The following is a 26896-nucleotide window of genomic DNA, read 5'->3' on the forward strand; positions in this document are numbered from 1 at the left end:
CATGCACATACAAAGTTAAGGGTATTATACCCTGATCCGCTCACGATTGCAAGGTCTGGATGGACACGCCCGGATGTTCCGCCAGCAGGGCGCCCTCCCGGGCGTGGCAGGTGAACAGGAGAATCTGCCGCTCCCTCCCCAGCTCCTCCAGCAGTTCCAGGGCCAGGGCGCAGCGGCCGTCGTCAAAGTTGGCCAGGGCGTCATCCAGCACCAGGGGGCAGGGGTCGTCCCCGGGCAGCACCAGCCCGCACACCGCCAGGCGCACCGCCAGATAGAGCTGGTCGGCGGTGCCCTGGGACAGGGCCAGCGCCCGCCGGGGCGTCAGACCGTCGTGCTCCTCGGCCAGGGCCTCAAACTGCTGGGTCAGGGCCACCTTGTCGTATTTGCCGCCGGTGAGCCGGGAGAGCAGCACCCCCGCCCGGCGGTTGAGGGCGGGGGAGAACCGGGCCTGGAGCTGGCCGTGGGCCCCCTCCAGGGCGGCCAGGGCGGCGGCGATGGCGTCGTACTCCGCCCGGCGGCGCTCCAGCTCCTCCGTGACGGCCTCCCGCCGGGCGCGGAACTCCTCCGGCGCCCCCAGGGTGTTCAGCTCCCCCTGGGCCATGGCCAGGCCGCCCCGCAGGCGGGAGAGCTCCCCCTCCGCGGCGGTGAGCCTTGCCGCCGTCTCGGCGGGGTCGAACCGGGGCTCCACCCCGGGGGCGGCGGCGGTGTCCTCCGGCCGGGGCAGGCTGTCGGCCAGCTTTTTGGCCCCCTCCAGGCGCACCCGGGCGGTGGACAGCTTCTCATCCAGGTTCAGCGCCCGGGAGAGGGCGGCGGACACGCCGAAGGAGTCGGTCACGCCGGGGGCGAAGGGGTGCACCAGCTCCAGCAGCCTGGAGCGGGTGGCCTCGTCCCGCTGGTTCAGCTCCGACAGGGTGCGCTCCAGCTCCTCCCGCTTTTTGGCGGCCTGCTCCGCCACCACCCGGGATTCCCGGTAGGAATTGGCCCGGCCCAGGATGTCCTGGGGGCTCTCCGCCTCATAGCGGGCCAGGATCTCCGCGGCCGCCGCGGCCGCCCGCTTTTTGGCGGTTCCGGCGGCGGCCAGCAGGGCGGCTCCCGCCGCCAGACCCACGCCGCACAGGGCGAGCCCCATCCACAGGGCGGGCAGCACGCCGGCAATTCCCAGCACCAGGGCCGCGGCCCCCGCCGCCAGCAGGATGCCGCCCCCGGCGTACAGGCCGCCGGTGCGGGGCGTCCGCTCCGCCGTCTCGGCGTCGGCGCTGGCCTGCTGCCAGGCCTGGTCGGGGGTCAGCTCGGGGAACAGAGGGTCTTCCGCTGCCGCTTCGGCCTCGGCCTCGGCGGCCCGGGCCTCCTCCAGCTGGCTCTCTGTCAGCCTGCGGCTGGTGTGGAGGGCGTTGAGGGCGTTGAGCTCCTCCTGGGCCTTTTTCAGGGTGTCCCGATCCGGCGGCGGGCCGTGGCGGGTGCGCTCGGCCTCCAGATTGTCCACCTGCCCCTGGGCCTGGGCCAGGGCGGCCTGGGCCGCCTCCCACCGCTCCCGGCGCTGTTCCATGGCCCGGGCCAGATGGGCGTCCCGCTCGGCCTCCAGCAGCCTGTGCTCGGCCTGGAGCCGGTCGATCTCTCTTTTGGCCTCCTGGGAGAGCCGGAAGGCCTTGGCCTGCCGGGCCAGGGCGGCGTCAATCTCCGCCAGCTCGCCCTCCAGCCTGGGGATCAGGCCGGTCTTGTTGTGCTTTCTCCGGTTGAGCCAGTCCCGCAGGCGGCGCTCCACCTGGGAGTAGGACACGTCCTCCTCCCCGCTGGAGGCCAGGGCGGCGATGCGGGCCTCCAGGGCGGGGGCGCCGTCGATGGCCGCGCCCCCCTGTCCCACGAAGGCGGAGCGCTCAAAGACCTCTCTCGGCACGCCGGTGAGCACCTCCCCGGCGTTGGCCCCGGTGAGGCCAGGCACCGGCGCGCCGGTGTCGGTGTACACCGCCTCAAACTGGCCGAAGGGGGTGCTCCCCTTGGCGGAGCGCCGGAGGGTGATGGACTGGCCCTGCCAGACCAGCTCCACGCTCCCCTCCATGGGCCCGCCGCCCCAGGGCTGGTAGCGGTTCTTCTCCGCGATGTAACCCTGCCTGTCCCGCTCCTTGGTGTTGACGCCGTAGAGCATGGCCCGCAGGAAGGCCGACCAGGTGGACTTGCCCCCCTCGTTGGGGGCCTGGATGATATTCAGGCCCTCCCCCAGCGCCAGCTCCCGGTTCTGGAGCGTGCCGAAGGAGGCTTTCATACGTATGATTCTCATGGGCAGGGATCCTCCCCGTTCTCCAGGGCCGCCAGGCCGAACCGGGCGGCCAGCTCCAGCCCCTCCGGCTGCTGGCTTTTCAGGGTGCGCAGGAACAGGCCGGTAAGGCTGTCCTCCCCCGAGCGGGCCCACAGCTCCCGCCGCTTCCGGGTCTGATCCCGGAGGGTGAGGCTGTAATAGCGCGGCTCCGCCAGGGCGGTGAGGGCGGGAATATCCGGCGGCGTGTCCCGCTCCCCGGTGAGCACGATGCGGCAGCAGTCGCCGGTGGGGGCGGCGGGCAGGGCGGCCTCCAGGGCCGCCGCCGGGCTCTCCGCCCCGGTGACGTCCACCGTCAGGATCTCATAGTGCCGCTTGGCCAGGGGGACAAACTCGGCGGACACCGCGCCCCCGTCATCCACGGTCACGGCCAGCACGCCCTTGTCCCCCGTCTCGTCAAAGCCCCGCCCCTCGGGACAGCCGGGGTAGGCCCAGCAGGTATCCCCGGCCCTTTGCAGGCCGGAGCAGGCGTGGACGTGGCCCAGGGCCAGGTAGGTGAGATTGCTGGCGGCGATATCGGCCAGGGTGATGGGGCCATAGCGGCTCCGGTTTTCCACATCCCCGTGGAGCACCATCAGGTGGGTGTTCCCGTCCCGTGGGGCGGAAAAGCCCAGCAACGGGGAGCGGTCGGCTTGGGGGGTGGTGAAGGCCGCCCCGTGCACCACGCAGCTGAGGCCGGGCAGCTCCACCGACTCCACCGCCACGGTGGAAAAGATGTGGACGTTGTCCGGCCAGGCCGTCCCGGCGTACACCGAGCGGGCGTCGTAGTAGTCGTGGTTGCCCGGCGCGATGAACACCGGGCAGGGCAGGCCCCCCAGGCACCGGGCCAGGGCCTGCACCGTCTCCTGGTAGGTCTCCCCGCCGTCCAGCAGATCGCCGGACAGGAGCACCAGGTCGGCCCGCCGCTCCTCCACCAGGTCGGCCAGGCGGGTGAGCAGCTCCCGCTGCTCCCCCCGGCGCTCCCTGGCCTTGTCCGCCGGCAGGGCCGCGAAAGGGGCGTCCAGATGGAAGTCCGCCCCGTGGATGATGGTCAGCATGGTTTCAGATTCCTTTCTGCGGTGGGACGTAGGCGGCCCGTCCGCCGTTTAATCGCGGATGTCCACCCGCTCCACGGACAGGCACCTGCCCGCGTCCACGTCGATGGAGAAGAGCACGCTCTCCAGCTTGCAGGGGCCGGGGGCGGGCTCAAACCGCCGGGGCAGGCCGCCCAGGAAGCGGTTGATGGCCTGCTCCGGCCGGATGCCCAGCACGCTCTGGGCCGGGCCGGTCATGCCCAGGTCGGTGACGAAGCCCAACCCCTTGGGGAGCACCTGGCAGTCGGCGGTGGGCACGTGGGTGTGGGTGCCCCAGACGGCGTGGGCCCGGCCGTCCAGGTACCAGCCCATGGCCCCCTTCTCGCTGGTGGCCTCGGCGTGGAAGTCCACCAGCACCACGTCGGTGCCCTCCATGCGCTTGAGCACCCGGTCGGCGGTGGTGAAGGGGTTTTCAAAGTTGCTGTCCATCTCGCACCGGCCGATGAGGTTGATCACCCCGATGCGCACCCCCTTTGGGCCGTCGTACACGCCCCAGCCCCGGCCGGGCACCCGGCTGGTGTAGTTGGCGGGACGGAGGGTGTAGCGGTCGCTCTCCAGGAAGTCGGCGATCTGGATGCGGTTCCAGGTGTGGTTGCCCAGGGTGACCACGTCGGCCCCGGCGTCGAAGATCTCCCGGGCCTGCCGGGGCAGGATGCCCACGCCGGAGGCGTTCTCCCCGTTGACCACGGTGAAGTGGACGTCCTTGAACTTTTTCAGCTCCCGCAGGTGGCGGCCCAGGTATTCCACCCCGGAATCCCCCACCACGTCGCCCACGGCCAGTACGTTCAGTATCATAGTGCTCCTCCCTCTGTCACAAACAAAACAACAAACAAGTTATATTATATGTGATTTCCCGCAAAAGGGCAAACCGTTTTTTGCAAAGCGGCCCTGTAACCCGCTGTCATTGCCTGTAACCGGATTGGAACCGCCCCTGTAACCCAATTTCCCGCCGCGGGTGTTATCATAGTAGGACAAAAGGAGGATATTCTCTATGAAAAAGCTGCTTTTTACCGGCCTGTCCGCCCTGACTCTGGCGGGGCTCCTGACCGCCTGCGCTTCGGAGGCCCCGGCCCCCACAGAGACCACCCCGCCGCCGGAGACCACCCCGGCCCGGACGGAGGACCAGACCGCCGGATATTCCTTCCAGGTGCTCCCCGTCACGGAGGAGAGCATCCGTACCCTCTACGGCTGGGAGGGGTACGAGGTGCGGGCGCTAACCCCTTATGAGGGGGATTTCCTGGTGGAGTACGGCTACGCCAACGACCCCAATTTTTCCCTGCTGGACTGGGTGTTCTGCGCCACCGGCCGGCGGGTACAGCTCACCGCCATGGACCAGTTTGAAGCCTATGAGATCATCGCCGCGGGGCAGGTGAGGTGCACCACCACCGGACAGAGCGCTGTCGTCCCCTGGAAGGGCCTGCCGGAGACCTATACGGTCCGGGTACTGGGGGATCAGGACGGCGTGATCGACAGCAATTGGACAGAGACCGAGACCACACACGAGACCGCCTGGCTGGATCCGGCGGAGCCCCTCTATCTGGGGTACTGGGACGGGGATGGGCCCGCTGCAAGCGACCGCTGGGAGCAACTCTACGACGCCCGCATCGACGCCGACGGGCTCTCCTTCTCCTTTATCCCTAACGGGGACAGCCTGGAGCGGTTCCAGTCCTTCTTCCCGGCGGCCACCACCACCCCAAGCCTGGAGACCAGCTATGACCCGGACACCCGGCGGTTCACCCTGCGGCTCTACAACACCAGCCTGGAGAGCGGGACTACCGGCTCCGCGCTGAACGGGGATCTGGCCGCCATGGGCTACCCGGAGAACCTCTACCCCTGCTCCTTCCCGGCGGGCTCTCTGGGCCGGGACAGCCACTTCCTCACCGATGTGACCATCCAGGAGGAGGGGGAGGACGTGGTGGTGTCCGCCGTCCTCACGGAGCGGGCCTACCGCTTCACGGTGGAGACCTCCAACCTGGGCTACGATAATATCCCCAGCTTCCGAATCATCTTCCGGGAGCAGAATCCGGACATGGACGGGAGGGACTGAGCGGATGAAAAAGCGTATGTTTTCCCTGCTGGCCGCCCTGGCCCTGGCATTGCTCCTGACCGCCTGCGGGCCGGAGGCCCCGGCCCCTGTGGACACCACCCCGCCGCCGGAGACCAGCCCGGCATCAGAGCCCGCCCGCGCGCTGACCCAGGAGGAGGTGGCGGCGGTCAACGAGGCCTTTGCCTCCTGGACGGAGGAGAACGGCGTCACCATTGCCACCCCGGTGAGCGGCTTTTTCACCAGTTATTATGATGACGTGACCCGGCTGGACTTTGCCGCCTTCCTCCAGTACTTCCCGGACGACGGCACCCTGAGCGCCGGGGATGAGGCGGAGGCCGCCGCGCTGGCCGCCCTGCCCGGCTATCCCTGGGGCATCTCGCCGGGCTCCGTGCCCATCCACCGCATCACCCGCGCCTCGGTGGACGCGGCCCTGGAGCGGTACGCCGGCATCACCTCCGCCAACCTGGCCGACACCTCTGGTGTGCCCTATCTGGAGGACTACGACGCCTGGTACACCTTCACCAGTGACTTCGGCCCCGGTATGTTCGTGTGCGCCGGAGGCCAGGTGGACGAGGCCGCCGGTACCGCCCTGCTGTGGTCGGAGCCCTGGGCGAACGGCCATCGGGCCGAGCTGACCCTGCAGAAGGACGGGGAAGCCTGGCACATCCGCGCCCACAGGAACACCGCCGACCAGGCCCTGCTGGAGCGGCTGGCCAACCTGACGGCGGAGGACATCGGGTATGTGAGCTGGTACGGCTCCAATGAGCCCCCCACGGCGGAGGAGCTGGCCGAGCTGCTCCGCCAGGCGGCGGAGCACCCTGTCGACCACGACAGCCTCACCCTGAACGGCTCGGCCACCGACGTGGTGTGGACGCTGGACTGCTACCTGGCCCCCAAGGATCAGGAAACTTATTCCGGAGACGACGCCCTCTATCTGCAGGCGGGCCTGGAGGAAAACGTGGTGGAGGTGTTCGGCGGGGCCAACCTGCCCGGCGGACGGCTCCACCTGGAGAGCGAGGCCCTCTACCAGCTCCTCCGCACCAGCCTGGACACGCCGGACGACATCGATCAGGAGGCCTATGCCGCCTGCAAGGCGCTCACCGACGCCTACTACGACGCCCGGCTGGCCCAGGTGTCCGCGGACGGCGGCTTTGTGGGCTGGGAGCTGACGGGCTTCCGGGAGGCGGACGAGGAAGCGGCTCTGGACGCCAGGGCCTATGCCATCTCCGCCGCCTTTTACACCGACCCGCCGGAGGGCACCCTCCGCCTGCTGGCCGGGGGCATGTATGTGGACAGCAGTCTCCGGGCCCACGGGCTGGATTGGCAGCGGGTCTACCTGGTGACCATCGGCGGGGAGTCCGCCGGGGTGCTCCGCCAGGACTGGGAGGGCACCGAGGCCGACAGCGACCCCCTGGGCGGCTTTTCCAGTACGGAGGCCCTCCGGGCCGCCCTGTGGACGCCCGGTATGGAATTGTAGGGGGGCAGGGAGAGAGACTGCGATTTCCGGCTGACATCCTGTTGATTTTTGTGCTACAGTGGGGAGAAAGAGAACAAGGAGGATTCCTCTTGAAGCGAAGCGTGCTTGTGCTGTGCCTGGCCCTGGCTCTGCTGCTGTCCGGGTGCGGCGGGACGCAACCCGCTCAGGCGGAGACCACTCCGCCTGAGCTCACCCTGCCGTCCCCCACGCCCACCCCCACCCTGGAGCCCACGCCACCCCCCAAGCCGCCCCTGACGGACGGGGAGCTGGCCGCCTTTGTGGAGGAGGCGGCGGAGCACCACGGGGCGGTGGGGGTCCAGGCGGCGGTGATTGAGGACGGCACCGTCACCGCCCAGGCCGCCTGGGGCTGGGCCACCCTGAACAGCGCCCCCATGACCACCGATCACAAGCTGCGGGTGGCCTCCCTGACCAAGGTGGTGGTGGGCATGTGCGCCATGCTGCTCTCCGAGGACGGCACCGTCACCCTGGACGCGCCCATCGGTACATGGTGGGACACCACCTCCGTCAACCCCTGGTATCCGGACACGCCGGTGACCATCGACACCCTGCTCACCCACACCTCGTCTCTGGCGGCCAGCGACAGCCTGTCCGCCCGCACCTACTCCGGCGCCCGGAGCCGCATCGGCGGCAGCGGCTACCGCGCGGTGGAGCCCGGCGACCCCGCCGGCTGGGCCTACAACAACTACGGCTTCGCCGTGCTGGGCATGACCCTGGAGCTGGCGGCGGACACCTCCCTGGACTACATGCTGGCGGAGGGCCTGCTGGATCCGCTGGGCATCGACGCCGCCTTTGAGGGGGGCAGCGTGGACAACACCGATCTGCTGGCCACCCTGTACTACTACGGCGGCTCCCTGGCCCGCTCCACGTCGGAGCAGCGGAGCTACACCCTGGACTACGCCCCCGGCCACAAGGGCAACTTCTTCGACGGGGGCTTCACGTGCAACGCCGGGGATCTGGCCAAGCTGGCGGCCGTGCTGGCCAACGACGGGGCATATGAGGGGCAGGTTCTGCTCTCCCCGGAGTCGGTGGCCTGGATGGAGACGCCCCTGGACACCCCCGTGTCCGACGGCCGCTCCACCTTCCTCCAGTGCCGCCCCCTGCGGTACCAGGAGGAGCTGTACGGCCGGGAGGGGCTGTACTACCACACCGGCTCGGCCTACGGCCAGTATGCCCTGCTCTCCTACGACCCGGACACCGGCGACGGGGTGGTGGTGCTCACCTCCGGGGCCGACGGCGTGGTGGACGAGCACGGCATCTACGCGATATGCGGCGAAATTGCCCAGGCGGTCTATGCCGCCGTGGAGGAGGATACCTGATTGAAAAAAACCTGGACGGGCCTCTGTCTGGCCCTGCTTATGCTGGCGGGGTGCGCCCCCGCCGCCCCGGCGGAGACGCCCGCCCCTCCGCCCACGGTGGAGGTCACCCCCACCCCGGAGCCCACCCCCACCCCCACGCCGTCCCCCACGGTGGCCACCCTGGCGGTGTGCGGCGACATCATGAGCCACATGCCCGTCACCAACGACGCCTGGGACGAGGGGCAGGGGGGCTATGACTACTCCCCCATCTTCGCCCAGGCCGCGCCCTACCTCCAGGCGGCGGACTACGCCGTGGCCAACCTGGAGACCACCCTGTCCGAGACGGGGCCCTATTCCGGCTACCCGGCCTTCAAGTCCCCCGCCGCCCTGGCCGGGGATCTGGCGGAGGCGGGCTTTGACCTGCTCCTCACCGCCAACAACCACTGTTTAGACCGGGGCTGGGACGGCCTGGTGTCCACCCTGGACGCCCTGGACGGCGCCGGGCTGGCCCACGTGGGCACCTGCCGCTCGGCAGAGGAGCAGGCGGAAAACACCATCCACGTGGCCGACGTGGGGGGCATCTCGGTGGCCTTCCTGGGCTACACCTACGGCACCAACGGCATCCCCGTCCCCCAGGGGCGGGACTACGCCGTCAGCCTGTTCAACACCGACTACATGACCACCCTCTCTACCCCGGACACCGGCAGGCTGGAGGAGGATCTGGCCGCCGCCCGGGCCCTGGACACGGATCTCATCGCCGTGATGATCCACTGGGGGGTGGAGTACCAGACCACCCAGAACTCCTATCAGGAGGAGCTCGCCGACCTGCTCATCGCAAACGGGGCGGATCTGGTGCTGGGGGGCCACTCCCACGTGCCCCAGCCCATCGAGCAGCGCACCGTCACCGGCTGGGACGGGACAGAGCGCACCGGATTTGTGTGCTACTCCCTGGGCAACTTCATCTCCTCCCAGGTGGATCCCCTCACCGACACCACGGCGGTGCTCACCGTGGAGCTGACCCGCGACAACGCCGCCGGGGAGGCCTCCGTCACCGGCTGGGACTATGTGCCCATGCTCATGGTGCGCCGGGACGGGACGGAGCGGGTGTTCACCCTCACCGACGCGTCCTCCATCCCCGCCGGCGCCGACAGCGCCCTGGCCGCGCGGCTGGAGGAGGCCGCCGCCAACTGCCGGGAGATCCTGGGAGAGCCCCGTACCGGCGGCTGAAATTGTAAACAATTTTTGAACCCTCTTGAAATTTTCGGTTCGAAGGACTATGATAGCGTTAGCACTCGGAAAGTTTGAGTGCTAACGCTATCTATTTACAAATGAGTTTTCATATAGGAGGCATCCATCACCATGGCAAAGAAACAGTTCAAGGCCGAGTCCAAGCGCCTGCTGGATCTGATGATCAACTCCATCTACACCCACAAGGAGATCTTCCTGCGGGAGCTGGTGTCCAATGCCAGCGACGCCCTGGACAAGCTGGCCTACAGGGCCCTCACCGACGACAAGGTGGGGGTGGACCGGTCGGAGCTGAAGATCACCCTCACCCCCGACCAGATTGCCCGCACCCTGACCATCAGCGACAACGGCATCGGCATGACCCGCGAAGAGCTGGAGAGCAACCTGGGCACCATCGCCCGCAGCGGCTCCCTCCAGTTCAAGCAGGACATGGCCGCGGCCGAGGGGGACAAGCCCTCTGACGTGGACATCATCGGCCAGTTCGGCGTGGGCTTCTACTCCGCCTTCATGGTGGCCGACAGGGTCACCGTCACCTCCCGGGCCTACGGCGCCGATGAGGCGTGGCAGTGGGAGTCCACCGGCGCCGACGGGTACACCCTCACCCAGTGCGGGAAGGACACCGTGGGCACCGACATCGTGCTCCACATCAAGGCCAACACCGACGACGACAAGTACGACGAGTATCTGGAGCAGTACCGCCTGGCGGAGCTGATCAAGAAGTACTCCGACTACGTCCACTACCCCATCGTCATGCTCATGCACAAGTCCCGCCAGAAGCCCCGCCCGGAGGACGCCGGCGACGACTACAAGCCGGAGTGGGAGGACTACGACGAGTGGGAGACCCTCAACTCCATGGTGCCCCTGTGGCAGCGGCCCAAGAGCGAGGTGAAGCCCGAGGAGTACAACCAGTTCTACAAGGAGAAGTACGGCGACTGGGAGGATCCCCTCAGCGTGATCCACGTGTCCGCCGAGGGCGCGGTGGAGTACAAGGCCATGCTCTATATCCCCTCCCACGCCCCCTTTGACTTCCACTCCCGGGACTACCAGAAGGGCCTGCAGCTCTATTCCTCCGGCGTGCTCATCATGGACAAGTGCGCCGATCTGCTGCCCGACCACTTCCGCTTTGTGAAGGGCGTGGTGGACTCCCAGGACTTCTCCCTGAACATCTCCCGTGAGATGCTCCAGCACACCCGCCAGCTGAAGGTGATCGCCAACAACCTGGAGAAGAAGATCAAGGCCGAGCTGCTCCGCCTCCAGAAGGACGAGCGGGAGAAGTACGAGACCTTCTGGAAGGCCTTCGGCACCCAGATCAAGGTGGGCGTGGTGTCCGATTACGGCGTCCACAAGGACCTGCTGAAGGATCTGCTGCTCTTCTTCTCCTCCAAGGAGGGCAAGCTCACCTCCCTGGCCGAGTACAAGGCCCGCATGCCCGAGGAGCAGAAGTATATCTACTACGCCTGCGGCGAGGATGCGGCCCAGCTGGCCAAGCTGCCCCAGGCCGAGCGCATCCGGGACAAGGGGTACGAGATCCTCTACCTCACCGACGAGCCCGACCAGTTCGTGGTGGACGCCCTGGGCGCGGTGGACGACGTGCCCTTCAAGTCGGTGGACGACGACGACGCCCTCCCCGAGACCGACGAGGAGAAGGCCGCCCTGGAGAAGAAGGCCGAGGAGAGCAAGCCGGTGCTGGACTTCCTGAAGGAGACCCTGGGCGACCAGATCAAGGAGGCCCGGGTGTCCAAGATCCTCAGGAGCGGCGCGGTGTGCCTCACCGCCGACGGCCCCATCACCCTGGAGATGGAGAAGTACTTCCAGCGGGTGGATCCGGAGAACGCCAAGAACATGAAGGCCCAGCGGGTGCTGGAGCTCAACCCCGACTCCCCCGCCTTCGCCGCCCTGCAGCAGGCGGTGGAGACCGACAGGGACAAGGCCGCCAAGTACGCCAAGCTCCTCTACGCCCAGGCCCAGCTGATCGCCGGCATCCCCCTGGAGGATCCGGCGGGATACACCGAGCTGGTGTGCTCCCTGATGGTATGAGATAAAACCGTAAAAAGCAGGTCGGCCCCGCGCATTTGGGTGCGCGGGGCCGTTTTTTCGTCCCGGCGGAGGTGGAGCATATTGACAGGGGCGGGAATCTGCGCTAATATATACAGCATGCTGTATATTTGAAAGGGGAACGAAAGGGGGAACTGCCGTGGAGGCGGAATACGTCCTGGCGCGGGAGATCCTGAAGCTGGCCAACCGGATCACCAGCCGGCGGAATGTGGACATCCGCAGCCTGGGCCTCACTGCGGCCCAGGCGGACAGCCTGGTCTACCTGGCCCGCCGCAGCGGGAAAACCGTGTCGGATCTGAAGGACTATCTGGGGGTCACCCACCAGACGGCCAGGGGGATTGCGGCCCGCATGGCGGAAAAGGGGCTCATCACGCTGTCCGTCTCCCGGGAGGACGGGCGGTATAAGACGATCTCCGTCACGGACGAGGGGCGGGCGCTGTTCCGGAAGATGGAGCAGAACGGCACCCACCTGGGGGACAGGCTGCTCCGCGGCATGGGCACGGCGGAGCGGGCCCAGTTTCTCACCCTGCTGTCCCGGGCCCTGGACAACCTGGACGCCCTGTGAGCGGGGCCGCGCGCCCCTGAACTTTCCCGTATGGAGGTATCTGATTGAAAAAACGAGTGATTCTGTATCTGATCGGGCTGAACCTGATCGCGGTCTCCGTGGTGCTCAACATCCGGTACGCCATGGGGGTGGCGGCCTTCAGCTCGGTGATGTATGCCATCTCGGAGATCTACACCGTGTCCCTGGGTGCGGCCTCGATTCTCTGCTACCTGCTCTTTGTGGCGTGCCAGTGCATCCTGTCCCGGAGGATCACCCTGGTCTATCTGCTGGAGATTCCGCTGTCCTTTGCCTTTGGTATCCTGACCGACTTTTATGATTTCCTGGTGCCGGAGCTGCCCTTCCCCGCGGCGGTGCGGGTGGCGCTGTTCCTCCTGACCATGTTTGTCACGGCCATGGGCGTCTTCCTGTGCGTCAGAACCGACCTGGTTCTCACCCCCACAGACGGCATCGTCAAGACCATCTCCGAGGTCTTCCACGTGGTGTTTTCCAGGGTGAAAACGGCTTTGACATCACCCTGGTGGCCGTCAGCGCCCTGCTCTGCCTCGTGAACCACGCGCCGTTCTACGGCATCGGCGTGGGAACCGTCCTGTCCGCCCTGCTGCTGGGGCGGATTATCCGGCTGTATGGGGGCCGCCTTCTGCTCCCCTCCGCACCTGCGGAGCCGGAGGCCGGCTGAACGCCCCCCAGACCGGACAGCGCCCCCGCGTGCCTGGCACGCGGGGGCGCTGCTTTGTTTCAGAACCGGTAGATGCCGTCTGCGGTGAGGGTGAACTCCGCCTGATAGAGGGCGGCGCAGGCGCGGGCCAGGTACTCCGGATCCCGGCTGCCCGCCGTCTCCACGGCGGCATGCATGGCCAGCTGGGCCATGCCGATGTCCACCATGGGTATGCTCACCTGGCGGCCCAGGAGGTTGCCCAGGGTGGAGCCGCCGGGCTCGTCGGCCCGGTTGGCGAACACCTGCACCGGCACCTCCGCCTTCTGGCAGATGGCCTGGAACAGCCCGGCGGTGAGGCCGGTGGTGGTGTACTTCTGGCTGGCGGCGACTTTCACCACCACCCCGCCGTTGGGGTAGACCCTGTTGGCCGGGTCGGCCTTCTCGGGGAAGTTGGGGTGGACGGCGTGGCCGTTGTCGGCGGAGAGGAGCAGGCTGCTGGCCAGGGCCCGGCGGGCGTCCTGGGCCGACAGGCCCAGCACCTCCCCGATGCGGGCGAGCACGTCGGGCAGGAAGGTGCTCAGGGCCCCCTGGCGGGTGCCGCTGCCCACCTCCTCGTTGTCGAAGAGGCAGTAGATCTGCCCGAACCGCCGGCTGCCCCCGGCGGTGAGGAAGCCCTCCAGCGCGGCGTAGGCGCAGCCCAGATCGTCGATGCGGGGGGCCTGGAACAGCTCCCCCTCCGGCCCCAGGTACACCGGCCGCTGCCGGGGGCAGAGCATCAGGTCGGTGGACAGGATGTCCCCCGCCTCCACCCCCAGCTCCTCCGCGACCAGGGCGGTGAGGGGCGTTCCGCCGGAGAGGGCGTACAGGGGCTGCATGTCCTTCTGAGCGTTGTAGTCGTGGCCGCGGTTCACGTCCCGCTGCTGATGGATGGCCAGGCTGGGTATGGTGAGCAGATCCTGATCCAGGTATACCAGCCGGCCCTCCACGCCCTCGCCCGTGCGCACAATGGCCCGCCCCGCCACGGTGAGGGGGCGATCCAGCCAGCTGGCGCAGTTCATGCCGCCGTAGCCCTCCACCGACAGGCGGATGTAGCGGGAATCCCCCTCCAGGGCGTCGTTCTTCACATGGAAGGTGGGGGAGTCGCTGTGGGCGGCGGCCAGGCGCCACCCCTCCGGCGCGCCCTCCGGAAGCCGGAAGGCGATCAGGCTGCTCTGGTTGCGGGTGGTGTAGTAGCCCCGTCCCCCCTCCAGCGTCCAGGGGGCGCACTCCTCCAGCCGGGTGAAGCCCGCGTCCTCCAGCAGGGCGGCGGCGCTGTGCACCGCGTGGTAGGGGCTGGGGCTGTTTTCTATGTACTCCATGAGCAGATCTGTGGTCTGCATGGCAATCCCTCCTTTGTTCCCCCACATTATACGATATTCCGCCCCAAAAGAAAAGGTTGACATTGTCTGCCTTCTGTGATACATTACAGGTAGACAAAGTCTACCTTTTGCGGAATGAGGTGATTGCATGGAGCCGGTACGGCTGACGGGTACGGAGTGGGCGGTGCTGGACTGCCTGTGGGAGAAGGCTCCCCAGACCATGACTCAGCTGGCCCGCACGCTGTCTGCGCGGGAGGGCTGGGCCAAGGGCACCACCACCACGGTGCTCAGGCGGATGACCGACAAGGGACTGCTGGCCTGCACCCAGGAGGGGCGGGCCCGGCAGTACGCCCCGGCGGTAGACCGCCGGGCCGCCGTGGTGGGGGAGACCCGCAGCTTCCTCCGCCGGGTGGGGAAGGGCAGCGTGGAGCTGCTCATGAGCGCCGCCGCCCAGCCCGAGGAGCTGAGCCAGGAGGAGCTGGACGCCCTCTACGACATTTTGAAGGGACTGGAGGAGAGCCGCCATGACTGAGTGGATCATCACGTCGTCCCTGCTGATTCTCATTGTCCTGCTGGTGCGCCGGCTGTTCCAGGGGAAGCTGTCCCTGCGGCTGCAGTACGCCCTGTGGCTGGTGTTGCTGGTGCGCCTGCTCATCCCCGGCACGGTGGCCCAGACGGGTCTGAGCGTGCTCAACTACCTGCCCCGGACGGAGGTGGAGGTGAGCCAGAGCACCGTCACCGCTCCCGCCCCGGAGGACGGCGGCGGGAGCGGGCAGGCACAGCCCGCCCAACCGGCGCAGGCGGCGGAGCCCGTCCAGCCCGTCACCCCGGCGGAGCCGGAGGGACAGGGGACTGCCGGCCAGTCGGCCCCCGCGCCGGAGCCCTTTCCCTGGCGGACGGTGCTCACCGCCGTGTGGCTGGCGGGTGCGGCGGCCGTGGCCGCCGCGCTGGTGATCTCCAACCTGCGGTTCTACCTCCGCCTGCGGCGGGTGCGGCGGGCCCACCCCGTCACGGGGCTGGCCGTGCCGGTGTATGTGGCCCGGGGGCTGCCCTCCCCCTGCCTGTACGGCTTCCCCCGCCCGGCGGTGTACCTGACCCCCGCGGCGGCGGGCGACCCGGCGGTGCTGGGTCACGTACTCGCCCATGAGCTCACCCACCGCCGCCACGGGGACCACATCTGGGCGGTGCTGCGGGGGGCGGCCCTGGCCCTCCACTGGTACAACCCCCTGGTGTGGCTCTCCGCCGCCCTGTCCAAGCGGGACGGAGAGCTGGCCTGCGACGAGGGGGCCCTCCGGAACGCGGACGACCCCACCCGGGCGGCCTACGGCCGGGCTCTGATCCGGCTGGTGACCACCAGGCCCGCCCTCACCGACCTGCTGTGCTGCGCCACCACCATGACCGCCGGCAAGTCCGGCCTGAAGGAGCGCATCACCATGATCGCCAGGAGGCCCAGAACCCTGCTGACCGCCTTTGCGGCGGCGGCCTTCCTCATCGGCCTGGCGGTGGGGTGTACCTTCACCGGCGGGCGGAGCGATACCTGGGAGTCCCTGTCCGACGAGGAGCTGGCCTGGTTCAACGGGAACGAGTTCTTCACCAACGAGATGGACAGCGGGACAGTGGTGCAGATCAACATCCGAAATCAGTTCCTCAGCTCCACCTACGAGAACCCGGAGGACATCAACCTGTTTGAGCTGTTCTACTGCGGGGACGGGACGGAGCAGGGGGAGCTGTCCCCGGAAATCTCCGCCGCCATCGGCGCGGAGGACGCTCCAAGTCCGGCCACGGTGCTGACCACCGCCCAGATGGACGCGGTGCTGGAGGAGTACCTGGGCCTCACCCTGGCGGAGACCAACCAGGTGGGGCTGGACGGCTTCACCTATCTGCCCGAGTACGACAGCTACTACCACTTCCATGGCGACACCAACTACCGCGGCTCCGTCGCCTTTACCGGTGGGGAGCGGAACGGCAATCTGGTGCGCCTGACCTACGACGACACCTTCATAGCCGACGGCATCAAAGAAGTCACCCTGCGGGAGCACGGGGACAGCTGGCAGTTTGTGTCCAACCTGGCCGTGGAGGAGGGGGACAGCGTCCCCCTGGAGAGCGGCCTGGCCGCCCTGCCGGACAGCCTGGCGGACAAGGTGGTGGTGGTTGAGCCGGGGGACGTGACCGAAAACAGCTCCGGCGTGCTGGCCTCCTACTACTACGAGCCGGACTACAACACGGAATGGGGCGGCCAGCTGCTGGACGTGGCCCGCTATACCCCGGTGGAGTTTGAACAGTCTTATGCTACCTGGGACTTGATCGGGGGCGCCTCTTACCTGGGGCGGGACGCGGACTGGTACTATGTGTGCCTTACCCCCACGGATGTAAATTACGACCCCGAGCACTACGGGGACTACCAGAGCACAGGGGCGGAGCTATTGACATGGCTGGAGGGGCCGGCCGCCGACGCCGGGCTTACGCCCATGGAGGAGGATCTCTTTTTCCAGCGGGTCAGCATGAACCTCTCCTATCAGGAGGGGGAGCACTATACGGTGCTCTATTACCCCTATTACGGCATGAGCGGCTATGAGGATCAGGCGGACACGGTGTATACCCTGATCCTCTCCCAGCCCGTCACCCAGGGGGAGAGCGGCATCTGGTGCGTGGACCGCTGGTACGATGACGCCGGAAACAAACATCTGGTAATCCCGGAAAGCGGCCAGACCATGGACGAATACTACGCCTCCCTTCAGGCCGCCTGTGACGAGGGACACCGGCCCGGCCTGCTGGATCCAATGCAGGTGGCCCTGGAGTTTGAGCAGGCGTATACCGACCGGGAGCTGTCCCTGGACGCCTTCACCCTGAAGGGCCCAACGGACATGGCGGACACCTTTGACCTCTACCTGGGCACGGCGGTGCTGGACATCGACAGCCCCTCGGCCGCCCTGGAGGCCCTGTTCGCCGGGGCGGAGACCGTCGAGTTCTGGGGGTTTGGGAACCCGGACAACGGGCCGTGGATTGAAACCCTGTCCGCAGAGGAACTGCCCGTCCTCCAGGAGTGGATCTCCCAGTGCGGCTGGGAGCTGGCGCCGGAGGACGATGAGCCGCAAAGAAGGGCGGACCGGCTGTCGGCCCAGGCCGAGCTGCTGCCCTCCGGGTGCTATATGATCCAACTGGAGCGCCAGCTGGAGCAGAGCGGCACCAGCCAGATGTGGCTGTACTGGAATGAGCCATACCTGGAATTCCAGACACCGGACGGCCTGCGGACATGGCACTGTACCGAAAACAGCGACTACCGGATCCTCTATTCCCGGCTGGCGGAGCTGTGGGAGGCCGAGGCGGCCCGGGGCTTCCCCGATCAGATCTACGCCGAGGACTGGCACCTGGCGTCCAGCGGGGCGCCGGTGGACAGGGCCTTTGCCCAGGCGGTGGACAGCCTGACCTGGGCCCCGGCGGAGCCCGCCCAGTCGGGGGCGGAGGGCATTGCCCTGAGCAACACGGACGAGTTTGTCCACGTGACCGTCTACCCCGGCAATCTGGTCTATTTCAACTACCTGAGCACGGGCCAGAGCTTCTGGTTCCAGGGTACGGGAGAGGCCGACCTGTACGCGCTGGCGGCAGAGTACGGGGCATAAAACAACCCGGGGCCCGCTGCAAAATGTGATTTTGTAGCGGGCCCCGGGTTAGATTGTTTGCATGCGTTACGCGGACTGGGGCTCCTCCTCGTCCTCGGCATTGCCGCCCAGGGCGGCCAGGGGGAGCACGATGGTCATGCGGGTGCCCACGCCGGGCCAGGAGCGCACCTCGAACCAGCCGCCGTGGCGATCCACGATCCACTTGGCGATGGCCAGCCCCAGACCGGTGCCGCCGGTCTGGCGGGCCCGGGACTCGTCGGTGCGGTAGAACCGGTCGAAGATGTGGGGCAGGCTCTCCGCATCGATGCCCTGGCCCTCGTCCTGGACGGACAGGCGGGCAAAGCCGTCCTTCACCCCGGCGGACAGGGTGATGCGCCCCCCGGCGGCGGTATACTTGATGGCGTTGTCCACCAGGATGCGCAGGGCCTGCTTGGTCAGGCCCACGTCGGCCCGCACGGGCACCGCCCCCTCCCACCTGGCGGCAAAGGTGTGGGTCTGGTCGATCATCTCGGTCTCCTTGAGCACCTCGGCGGCCACCTCGGTCAGGTCGAACATCTCCATCTGGATGTGCATGGAGTCGTTGTCCCCCCGGGCCAGGAACAGCAGCTGCTCCACCAGCTCCTTCATGGAGTCGGCCTCGGCCCGGATGGCGTCGATGGCCTCCTGCCGGGTGGCGGGGTCGTCCTTGCCCCAGCGGTTGAGCAGGTTGGCGTACCCCTGGATCACCGCAATGGGGGTGCGTAGCTCATGGCTGGCGTCGGAGACAAAGCGCATCTGGGAGCGGTAGGCCTCGTCGATGCGGTCCAGCATGGCGTTGATGGCCTGGGCCAGGGTCTGCAGCTCCCGCTGGGTGCCGGAGACCGACACCCGCTGATCCAGATGGGTGGCATTGATCTCATCCAGCTTGCCCGCCAGGGCCCGCAGCTCCTCCGGCGACATGCGCTCGGCCTGGTTGAGCTTGGCCGCGGTGGCGGCCAGCTCCTGAATGGGGCGGAGCACCTTCTTGATGGAGCCGGCGTTCTTGAACAGATTGGTGATCAGGCTTGCCAGCTGGCAGATGAGCAGCACCCGGGCGGCGAACACGAAGATGGCCGCCGGGCTGCTCAGGTCGATCTGGATGGTGTAGGGGTCGCCGTTGTGGGGCAGATAGAGGGTGTAGCTGGTGGTGTCCCCGGTGGAGAAGGTCACCAGGAAGAGCAGATCCACTGTGCCCGGGTTGAACCAGCGCACGCCGCCCTCGGTCTCCGCCGGGGAGGGGAGCCAGCCGGGCAGGCGGAAGCCCAGGGGCGCCAGGGCGCTGCCGGCCTCGGCCGCCTGTCCCGCCGTGCCCCCGGTGATCACCACAGTGCTGGCGGTGCTCTCCGCCGGGGCACTGGTGTCTGTCGGCATATCCGTCACCACGGAGGTCTCGTCGGTGACCAGCCAGCCGGTCTCCAGCTCCTTCGGCGCGCCGGCCACCACGGTGTAGTTGCCCGCGCCCATCCACTCGGTGGCCTCCGCCGTGGGCACGCCCCGCTCCTCCACCAGGGCGCTGATCTGGGCCGCCTGGCCCTCCGCCCACATGAACAGACCGCCGCAGAACAGGAGGGTGAGCAGCAGATCCATGGTGAAGTAGATGCCCAGCAGCCGGAAGAACAGCCGGGTGTTGAGCCGGGCCACAATGGAGGACTTGATGCGTCCGGGCGGCCTCCGCTCCGCTTGCTTTTTTGCCATTACGATCCCTCCAGCCAGGCCAGCACCGGCGCCAGCGCGCCCTCGTCCACCCAGTCGTCCCCGTGCCGGAAGGCCTCCTGCATGGCGGCCTCATTCTCGTCCTTGGGCGGGTGTCCGGTGACCGCCTTTGTCATGGGGGCCATCATCAGCTTGTAGGGGCCGGGCAGCTTCTCCGGGGCGTAGCCGCCCCGCAGGTAGAAGAAGGGGAGCCCCTCCAAGTGATTCTGTCCGGCCAGCTTGTTCACCACTTCCGAAGAGGCCGGGGCCATGCCCACGGCGCAGACGGCCCGCACCGCCAGGCGCTTCCGGGCCTTCTTCAGCCCCTTGATCCCTCCGGCGCACAGCCAGCCCAGGTAGAGGACGGGGGTGTCCCCGGGCAGCTCCTTCGCCCGCTCCAGAGCCAGGCAGGGCAGTCCGGTCTTCCGGGAGAGCAGCTGGGCGTACCGGGCGGTGAAGCCGGTGGCGCTGGTATACACAATGGCGGATGCGGTCATAACAAATACCTCCCCCGGGCGGAATGTCTCCGTCCACAGATGGTCAGGAGCCTCGCAGAGTTCGCGCCTGAAGGCGCGAACAGGATGAAAATCTGTTTTCAGCCGCGACATGCGCGTGGCTAAAAACACATCTCAGCCCGCAAGTGTGGGGTTTGTCCGCGTACAGCGGGCAAACCCTGCGCGCGGCGGGCTGAGGCCTTCTCAAAAAAGTGGCCTTGGCCACTTTTTTGACGGGTTTTATTCCTCCCGGATCACGTACCCCACGCCGCGGACGGTGTGGATCAGCTTGATGCCGAAGTGCTCGTCGATCTTGGAGCGCAGGAAGCGGATATACACGTCCACGGCGTTGGTCTCCCCCACGAAGTCGAAGCCCCACACGTGATCCAGCAGGGACTCCCGGGTGATGACCTTCTCCTTGTTCTCCAGCAGGTAGCGCAGCAGATCGAACTCCCGCCGGGTGAGCTCCACGTTCTCGCCGTCCACGGTGACCTCGTGCCGGTCGGTGTCCATGGACAGGGGCCCGGCGGTGAGCAGGCTGCGGGGCGGCTCCGCCGCCTGGGCGGGACGCTTGCGCAGGGCCGCCCGGATGCGGGCCAGCAGCTCCTCGATGGCGAAGGGCTTGGTGATGTAGTCGTCTGCCCCCATGTCCAGGCCGGACACCTTGTCCACCACCGTGTCCCGGGCGGTGAGCATGATCACGGGCATCTGGCTCTCCTTCCGCAGGCGGCGGAGCACCTCCATGCCCGACAGGGCGGGCAGCATGATGTCCAGCAGCACCAGGTCGAATTTCCCCGACAGGGCCAGCTCCAGCCCCGTGCGGCCGTCAAAGGCCTTCTCCACCTCATAGCCCTCGTACTGGAGCTCCAGCTCCACCATCCGGGCCAGCTTTTCCTCGTCCTCCACCAGCAGAATCCGTTCCGCCATGTGCCTCTCTCCTCACTTGCTTACTTGCCTTTTCTGTGCCGGGATCTGCTAAACTCCTTTTTGAACTGCTCCCGCACCTGGCCCACCGCGTCCCGCACAGAGTCGGACACCTGGTTTGCCACCTCGCCCACCTTGTTCCTGTCCAGATCCGGGCCGGAAAACCGGTACCGGCACCCGAACAGCAGGCCGATGACCAGCAAGGGCAGGGAGATCCAGTAGGCCAGCACCACCAGCAGGATCAGGATCAGCACCGGCAGGGAGGTCATCCGCTCCCCGCCGCGCCACACCTCGAACTGGTTCACCGTGCAGTGGCGCAGCAGATCCGCCGCCGCCAGCAGCAGCTCCTTTAACTTTGTCCCGAATCCGGAGCCCTCCTGGCGTCCCCGCTGCCGCCGCCTTCCGCCCACCGTCAGGGCCAGGCCGAAGAAGCGGGGGCGCTCCCCGGCCGGCACCTGGGACGGAGCGGGCCCGCCGGCGGGCGGCGGGGGCGGGGCATCCTCTCCGCCGGGCCGGGTGGTGAAAAAGGCGCCCCGGGCGCCGTCGGGGCGGAGCTTACCTGCCCGCTCCAGGGCGATCAGCGCGTCCAGCAGATCGCCGCCGCTGTCCTCCAGGGCGGCCCGGGCCTCCTCATAGGACACCTCCGCCCGCGCCCGCAGGGCCTCCACCTGCTCCAGGGTTACCGCCATGTGCTCCACCATCCTCTCCGGCTTTTCTGGATGTATTATATCCCCATGGGGCTGGGAATGGAATTTAGGTTTCCTTAAAATTTGATGAAAGGGAATCCACCCCATGATACCACGCCGGGGCCGCCGGCGCAAGGCACCCTTTACCCGCCGCCTGATCCATGCTATAATTGTCCCATCCAAACAGGGGAGGTGGGGTCATGGCCCGCAGAGGAAAACAGATCCTGTCCGCGGTGTGCGCGCTGGCGCTGCTGTGCGCCCTTGTGCTGCCCGCGGCCAGGGCGGACACGCCCACCATCTATCTGATGGCGGAGAACGACCGGATGCTCACGCTCCCCCTGGACGCCATGCCCGCCTGGGTGGGCGGGGTGCTCTATGTGCCCTATCTGGCCTTCGACCGGACGGTCACCGGGGTCAACCTGGGGGTGTCCTACGGGCAGGAGCACACCGAGAGCACTTACACCTTCACCCTCTACAGCCTGCGGGGCACCCTGGTGTTCGATCTCAACGCCGGCACCTGTGTGGATCAGCTCAACGGTACCTCCCTGGACATGCGGGCGGTGCAGCGCAACGGCCGGGTGTTCCTCCCCCTGGCGGGTGTGTGCTCCTTCTTCGGCCTGAACTACACCTATACCCCCACCCAGTACGGCACCCTGATCCGCATCACCAACGGGCAGGAGTGGCTGAGCACCCAGGACTTTGTCTCCACCGCCAGCGGCGACGCCATGCGCACCCGCTATTACGAGTACCTGCGGCAGCTGGAGGGGGACAGCCAAGAGACCACCGAGCCCCAGCAGACCCCAACGGACACCACCGGAGAGGAGGCGGAACAGGAGGGCCTGCCGGTCTATCTGGTGGTTCAGTGCACCGGCGCTGGAGGGCTGGAGAGCATCCTGGACAGCCTGGGTGACCGGGATGCTCGGGCCCTGTTCCTCTTCCGGGGGTCGGCCCTGGCCGATTCCGCCGATCAGCTGCGGCGGCTGGTGGGCACCGGCCACGCCGTGGGCCTGTCGGTGTCCGGCGCCTCCCTGGAGACGGCCCGGGCGGAGCTGGAGGAGGGTACCGCCCTGCTGGAGGAGCTGGCCCACCTGCGGCCCCACACCGTCTATCTGGAGGACGCCGCCGCCGGCGTGGCCGACGCCCTGGAGGCGGAGGGCTGGGTGTGCTGGACGGCCAATGTGGACGCCCGGGACGACGGGCGCAGCGCCAGCACCCAGGCCACCGCCCTGCTCCAGAACCTGGAGGGGCGGCGCAGCACCGCCCGGGTGCTGCTGGACGACAGCACCGCAGCTGCGTCCATGCTGGAGCGGGCCCTGCCCCGGATGAGCCGGTCGGACTACCAGTTCCGGCTGGCCCTGGAGACGCGCATCTGAATCAAAACGGACACGCAGGGGCGGGCGGGATCTTCCGTCCGCCCCTGCGGCATGGAGGGCGAGCGCCTATGGACAAGACCATCTACCTGGACAATGCGGCCACCTCTCTCCCCAAGGCCCCCGGCGTGGGGACGGCCATGGCGGACTACCTGGAGCATGTGGGCTGCAACATCGGCCGGGGGGGCTATCAGCGGGCCTGGGACGCCGCCGGCGGGGTGCTGGCGGTGCGGGAGAAGCTGTGCGCCCTGGTGAACGGCCCGGATCCCCGGAACGTGTGCTTCACGCCGGGGGCCACCTATGGCCTCAACTTCCTGCTCCACGGCCTGCTGCGGCCCGGCGACAAGGTGCTCACCTCCCCCATGGAGCACAACGCCGTCCTGCGGCCCCTGGAACAGCTGAAGAGCAAGGGGGTGTCGGTGGAGTATCTGCCCTGTACAGACCGGGGAGAGCTGCTGCCGGACGGCCTGGCGGAGCGCCTGACGGAGGATGTACGGGCGGTGGTGCTCACCCACGCCTCCAACGTGTCGGGCACCCTGTTTCCCATCGGACAGGTGGGCGCCCTGTGCCGGGAGCGGGGGATCTTCTTCCTGGTGGATGGAGCCCAGACCCTGGGCGCCGTGCCGGTGGACATGGCGGCCATGGGCATCGACGGCCTGGCCTTCCCCGGCCACAAGGGCCTGCTGGGCCCCCAGGGCATCGGCGGCCTGGTGGTGACGGACGCCCTGGCCGCGGAGCTGGAGCCCCTGGTGTCCGGCGGCACGGGGAGTTTGTCGGAGTCCCTGTCCATGCCCCCCTTCCTGCCCGACCGGCTGGAGCCGGGCACCCTGAACCTGCCCGGCATCTTCGGCCTGGGGGCCGCCCTGGACTACCTGGCGGAGCAGGGCGAGGCGCTGCGGGAGCGGGAGCGGAAGCTCTCCCGCCACCTGTGGTACCGGATGAAGGAGCTGGAGGAGGACGGCCTGCGGGTGCTGGGCACCGACGACTGCTTCAACCGGGCGGGGGTGGTCTCGGTGGACTTCCTCCGCGCCGACAACGGGGAGATGGCCTTCCGGCTGGAGCGGGAGTACGGCGTGCTCACCCGGGTGGGGCTCCACTGCGCCCCCCTGGCCCACAGGACGCTGGGCACCTTCCCCCAGGGGGCGGTGCGCTTCTCCGTGGGGCCCTTCACCACCTTCGCGGAGATTGACACCGCCGCCGGGGCGGTGGAGGCGCTGCTGACGGAGGCCCGCAACCGATAGTTGCGGCCGTGAAAGCCAGAATAGGTGGCCGTCCGGCGGGGAAACTGATAAGATAGCATCCGAAGAGAGGAGGCCTGTCCATGAACATCGAGATCGCCAACCGGCTGGTGGAGCTGCGCCGCGCCCACGGCTATTCCCAGGAGGAGCTGGCCGGCAGGCTGGGGGTGAGCCGGCAGGCCATCTCCAAGTGGGAGCGGGCGGAGTCCTCCCTGGACACCGACAACCTGATCGCCCTGGCCCGGCTCTACGGCATCTCCCTGGACGGCCTGCTGCTCCACACGCCCGCCGGGGGCGCGGCGGCCCAGGCCGCGCCGGAGCCGGAACCGGAGGCAGAAACGGCCCCGGACAGGGACACAGAGGCGGAGGAGGTCTTTGCCGCCGCCTCCGCCTGGGACGCCGCCGAGAAGGCGGAGCGGAAGGCCCGGAAAAAGGAATGGAAAAAGTGGAAGGAGCGGCTGCTGTGGCTGCTCACCCTGGTGCTGATGGTGGCCCTGCCCAATCTGACCAGCGCCCTGGGGCTGCAGGAGGTCTACGCCCTCATCGTCACCATGGTCTACCTGCTCACCGGCTTTCTGCTGGACAACTGGCACCCGGGATGGATGCTGTTCCTCACCATTCCTCTCTACTATTCCTTCCTGTATCTGCGGTAAAAAAGACGGATTTCCCAATACGGGAAATCCGTCTTTTGTCTACGGTTCAGCAGTGGATGGCGGTGCCGGTGCGGCCGTGGATGCCGTCTTTGGCCTTCTCCAGCAGGGTGATGAGGGCAGAGCGGCCGGGGGCGCTCTCGGCAAACTTCACCGCGGCCTCCACCTTGGGGAGCATGGAGCCGGGGGCGAACTGGCCCTCGGCGATGTACTGCCGGGCCAGCTCGGGAGTGAGCTCGTCCAGCCACTTCTGGTCGGGCCTGCCGAAGTTGACCGCCACCTTCTCCACGGCGGTGAGGATGATCAACGTGTCGGCCTCCACCTGCTGGGCCAGGACGCAGGAGGCGAAATCCTTGTCGATCACCGCCGCCGCGCCCTTCAGGTGGTGGCCCTCGGTCTTGTACACCGGGATGCCGCCGCCGCCGCAGGCCACCACCACCAGGCCGGCGTTCACCATATCCCGGATGGACTCGATCTCGATGATGGACACCGGCTGGGGGGAGGCCACCACCCGGCGCCAGCCCCGGCCGGCGTCCTCGATCACGTCGTAGCCCCGCTCGGCCACCATCTTGTCCGCCTCCTCGCGGGTCATGAAGGCGCCGATGGGCTTGGTGGGGTGGGCGAAGGCCGGGTCGGCGGGGTCCACCTCCACCTGGGTGAGCACCGTGGCCACACCCTTGGAGATGCCCCGGTCCAGCAGCTCCTCCCGCAGGGCGTTCTGCAGGTCGTAGCCGATGTAGCCCTGGCTCATGGCCACGCACACGGACAGGGGACAGGGGATGTACTTGTCGGGGTCCGAGCGGGTCAGCTCCGCCATGGCCTTCTGGATCATGCCCACCTGGGGGCCGTTGCCGTGGGCGATGATCACCTGGTGGCCCTCCTGAATCAGGTCCACAATGGCCCTGGCCGTCTGCTTGACGGCGATCATCTGCTCCGGCAGATTGTTGCCCAGGGCGTTGCCGCCGAGGGCGATGACAATTCGTTTACCCATGTAAAAAGATTACCTCCTGTTTAGTCAGAAAAAGCAGGGGCCCGCCCGCAGAATACCAGAGTGTCCGTATTTGCGGGCGGGCCAGGATGAAAGGGAGGGTTATGTGGAAGTCTTACTTCTGGAACCAGCGGGGAGCGCCGCGGTCCTCCAGGGCCTTCAGGGTGGCCTGGGGATCCTTCACCTTGGCCAGGAAGATCATGGCGGCGATGATGTAGGGCTTGAAGGAGGCCTCCTTGTACAGGGGGTCGCGGTAGCGGTCGAACACGCTGGCCTCCACCTCGCCGTCCACGCAGGAGACGCCGTTGATGTCGGCGGGCAGGCAGTGCAGGTACAGGGCCTTGCCGTCCTTGGTGGTCTTCATCAGCTCCTCGGTGCAGCACCAGTCCTTGTGCTGGGCGTTCTGGGCCAGCAGCTCCTTCTCCAGAGCCTTGATGCCCTCGCTGTCGCCCTTGGCGTACAGGTCGGTGCGCTTCTCCATGGCGGCGAAGGGGGCCCAGCTCTTGGGATACACGATGTCGGCATCCTTAAAGGCCTCGGCCATGGAGTGGGTCTTGGTGAAGGTGCCGCCGGTCTTGGCGGCGTTGGCGGCGGCCACGGCCTCCACCTCGGGCATGACCTCGTAGCCCTCGGGATGGGCCAGCACCACGTCCATGCCGAAGCGGCTCATCAGGCCGATGACGCCCTGGGGCACGGAGAGGGGCTTGCCGTAGCTGGGGGAGTAGGCCCAGGTCATGGCCACCTTCTTGCCCTTCAGGTTCTCCACGCCGCCGAAGTGGTGGATGATGTGGAGCATGTCGGCCATGCACTGGGTGGGGTGGTCGATGTCGCACTGGAGGTTGACCAGGGTGGGCTTCTGCTCCAGCACGCCGTCCTTGTGGCCGGCGGTGACGGCGTCCACCACCTCGTGCATGTAGGTGTTGCCCTTGCCGATGTACATGTCGTCCCGGATGCCGATGACGTCGGCCATGAAGGAGATCATGTTGGCGGTCTCACGGACGGTCTCGCCGTGGGCGATCTGGCTCTTGCCCTCGTCCAGATCCTGCACCTCCAGGCCCAGCAGGTTGCAGGCGGAGGCGAAGGAGAAGCGGGTGCGGGTGGAGTTGTCCCGGAA

General features: G+C 67.7%; 23 protein-coding genes. 13 read left to right on the forward strand and 10 right to left on the reverse strand.

Going from position 1 to position 26896, the window contains the following annotated elements:
- Positions 1–40 precede the first annotated feature (40 nt).
- From QZ378_RS03070 to QZ378_RS03080, 3 genes are read right to left on the reverse strand one after another with little or no spacing between them, the layout of a single operon-like run.
- The gene (locus QZ378_RS03070; RefSeq protein WP_291257260.1) at positions 41–2275 is read right to left on the reverse strand and encodes an AAA family ATPase; all 2235 of its coding nucleotides are present in this window, start codon (positions 2273–2275) and stop codon (positions 41–43) included.
- Positions 2272–3348 (reverse strand): DNA repair exonuclease, encoded by a 1077-nt coding sequence (locus tag QZ378_RS03075; RefSeq protein ID WP_291257261.1) that lies wholly within the window; start codon positions 3346–3348, stop codon positions 2272–2274. Before QZ378_RS03075 ends, QZ378_RS03070 begins: the two co-directional genes overlap by 4 nt.
- Positions 3349–3396: 48 nt before the next feature.
- Positions 3397–4179 carry a TIGR00282 family metallophosphoesterase gene (locus QZ378_RS03080; RefSeq protein WP_291257262.1) on the reverse strand — a complete coding sequence of 261 codons (783 nt, stop codon included), beginning with the start codon at positions 4177–4179 and terminating at the stop codon, positions 3397–3399.
- 196 nt (positions 4180–4375) lie between these two features.
- Between QZ378_RS03080 and QZ378_RS03085 the strand changes: the two genes are divergently transcribed.
- The 8 genes from QZ378_RS03085 to QZ378_RS03120 all read left to right on the forward strand — a co-directional run bounded on the left by QZ378_RS03085 (position 4376) and on the right by QZ378_RS03120 (position 12765).
- Positions 4376–5431, forward strand: coding sequence for a hypothetical protein (locus QZ378_RS03085; protein ID WP_291257263.1), 1056 nt, complete (start codon positions 4376–4378; stop codon positions 5429–5431).
- A gap of 4 nt (positions 5432–5435) precedes the next feature.
- The gene (locus tag QZ378_RS03090) at positions 5436–6908 is read left to right on the forward strand and encodes a hypothetical protein (protein WP_291257264.1); all 1473 of its coding nucleotides are present in this window, start codon (positions 5436–5438) and stop codon (positions 6906–6908) included.
- Positions 6909–6997: 89 nt separating this feature from the next.
- Positions 6998–8245 (forward strand): serine hydrolase, encoded by a 1248-nt coding sequence (locus tag QZ378_RS03095; protein ID WP_291257265.1) that lies wholly within the window; start codon positions 6998–7000, stop codon positions 8243–8245.
- Positions 8246–9451 carry a CapA family protein gene (locus QZ378_RS03100; RefSeq protein WP_291257266.1) on the forward strand — a complete coding sequence of 402 codons (1206 nt, stop codon included), beginning with the start codon at positions 8246–8248 and terminating at the stop codon, positions 9449–9451. It abuts the gene before it with no gap.
- A 132-nt stretch (positions 9452–9583) separates the two neighbouring features.
- On the forward strand, positions 9584–11506 hold the full coding sequence (htpG, locus tag QZ378_RS03105; RefSeq protein WP_291257267.1) for a molecular chaperone HtpG: 1923 nt from the start codon (positions 9584–9586) through the stop codon (positions 11504–11506).
- 157 nt (positions 11507–11663) lie between these two features.
- Positions 11664–12089, forward strand: coding sequence for a MarR family transcriptional regulator (locus QZ378_RS03110; protein WP_291257268.1), 426 nt, complete (start codon positions 11664–11666; stop codon positions 12087–12089).
- 44 nt (positions 12090–12133) lie between these two features.
- A complete protein-coding gene (locus QZ378_RS03115) occupies positions 12134–12637 on the forward strand; it encodes a DUF6198 family protein (protein WP_291257269.1) in 504 nt (167 codons plus the stop codon).
- Positions 12634–12765: a hypothetical protein gene (locus QZ378_RS03120; protein WP_291257270.1), complete on the forward strand. Its 132-nt coding sequence runs from the start codon at positions 12634–12636 to the stop codon at positions 12763–12765. The genes QZ378_RS03115 and QZ378_RS03120 overlap by 4 nt, the downstream gene beginning before the upstream one ends.
- 59 nt (positions 12766–12824) lie before the next feature.
- Here QZ378_RS03120 and QZ378_RS03125 read toward each other — a convergent pair whose 3' ends face one another.
- The gene (locus QZ378_RS03125) at positions 12825–14123 is read right to left on the reverse strand and encodes a M18 family aminopeptidase (protein WP_291257271.1); all 1299 of its coding nucleotides are present in this window, start codon (positions 14121–14123) and stop codon (positions 12825–12827) included.
- A gap of 127 nt (positions 14124–14250) precedes the next feature.
- Here QZ378_RS03125 and QZ378_RS03130 point away from each other — a divergent pair, with 127 nt between their 5' ends.
- Both QZ378_RS03130 and QZ378_RS03135 read left to right on the forward strand, forming a co-directional pair.
- The gene (locus tag QZ378_RS03130; RefSeq protein WP_191379226.1) at positions 14251–14634 is read left to right on the forward strand and encodes a BlaI/MecI/CopY family transcriptional regulator; all 384 of its coding nucleotides are present in this window, start codon (positions 14251–14253) and stop codon (positions 14632–14634) included.
- Positions 14627–17722 (forward strand): M56 family metallopeptidase, encoded by a 3096-nt coding sequence (locus QZ378_RS03135; protein WP_291257272.1) that lies wholly within the window; start codon positions 14627–14629, stop codon positions 17720–17722. Before QZ378_RS03130 ends, QZ378_RS03135 begins: the two co-directional genes overlap by 8 nt.
- 66 nt (positions 17723–17788) lie before the next feature.
- On the opposite strand, the gene QZ378_RS03140 is transcribed toward QZ378_RS03135, so the two are convergent.
- The 4 genes from QZ378_RS03140 to QZ378_RS03155 all read right to left on the reverse strand — a co-directional run bounded on the left by QZ378_RS03140 (position 17789) and on the right by QZ378_RS03155 (position 21539).
- Positions 17789–19435, reverse strand: coding sequence for a cell wall metabolism sensor histidine kinase WalK (locus QZ378_RS03140; RefSeq protein WP_291257273.1), 1647 nt, complete (start codon positions 19433–19435; stop codon positions 17789–17791).
- Positions 19435–19929 (reverse strand): hypothetical protein, encoded by a 495-nt coding sequence (locus tag QZ378_RS03145; protein WP_291257274.1) that lies wholly within the window; start codon positions 19927–19929, stop codon positions 19435–19437. Before QZ378_RS03145 ends, QZ378_RS03140 begins: the two co-directional genes overlap by 1 nt.
- A 237-nt stretch (positions 19930–20166) precedes the next feature.
- On the reverse strand, positions 20167–20853 hold the full coding sequence (locus tag QZ378_RS03150) for a response regulator transcription factor (RefSeq protein WP_087238315.1): 687 nt from the start codon (positions 20851–20853) through the stop codon (positions 20167–20169).
- Positions 20854–20873: 20 nt separating this feature from the next.
- On the reverse strand, positions 20874–21539 hold the full coding sequence (locus tag QZ378_RS03155) for a ubiquitin (RefSeq protein ID WP_291257275.1): 666 nt from the start codon (positions 21537–21539) through the stop codon (positions 20874–20876).
- Positions 21540–21736: 197 nt separating this feature from the next.
- Between QZ378_RS03155 and QZ378_RS03160 the strand changes: the two genes are divergently transcribed.
- From QZ378_RS03160 to QZ378_RS03170, 3 genes are all read left to right on the forward strand, one after another.
- A complete protein-coding gene (locus tag QZ378_RS03160; protein ID WP_191528809.1) occupies positions 21737–22909 on the forward strand; it encodes a hypothetical protein in 1173 nt (390 codons plus the stop codon).
- A gap of 68 nt (positions 22910–22977) precedes the next feature.
- Entirely contained in the window at positions 22978–24147 is a 1170-nt protein-coding gene (locus QZ378_RS03165) for an aminotransferase class V-fold PLP-dependent enzyme (RefSeq protein ID WP_191528808.1), read from the forward strand.
- Between the two features lie 80 nt (positions 24148–24227).
- Positions 24228–24797 carry a helix-turn-helix transcriptional regulator gene (locus tag QZ378_RS03170; protein ID WP_291257276.1) on the forward strand — a complete coding sequence of 190 codons (570 nt, stop codon included), beginning with the start codon at positions 24228–24230 and terminating at the stop codon, positions 24795–24797.
- A 46-nt stretch (positions 24798–24843) separates the two neighbouring features.
- Here the strand turns inward: QZ378_RS03170 and arcC are convergent, their stop codons facing one another.
- A complete protein-coding gene (arcC, locus tag QZ378_RS03175; RefSeq protein WP_291257277.1) occupies positions 24844–25785 on the reverse strand; it encodes a carbamate kinase in 942 nt (313 codons plus the stop codon).
- A 112-nt stretch (positions 25786–25897) separates the two neighbouring features.
- A partial coding sequence (ygeW, locus tag QZ378_RS03180) for a knotted carbamoyltransferase YgeW (protein WP_291257278.1) occupies positions 25898–26896 on the reverse strand: 999 nt, incomplete at its 5' end.

The sequence above is a fragment of the Flavonifractor sp. genome (genome assembly GCF_019422385.1).
GTDB lineage: Bacteria > Bacillota > Clostridia > Oscillospirales > Oscillospiraceae > Flavonifractor > Flavonifractor avistercoris.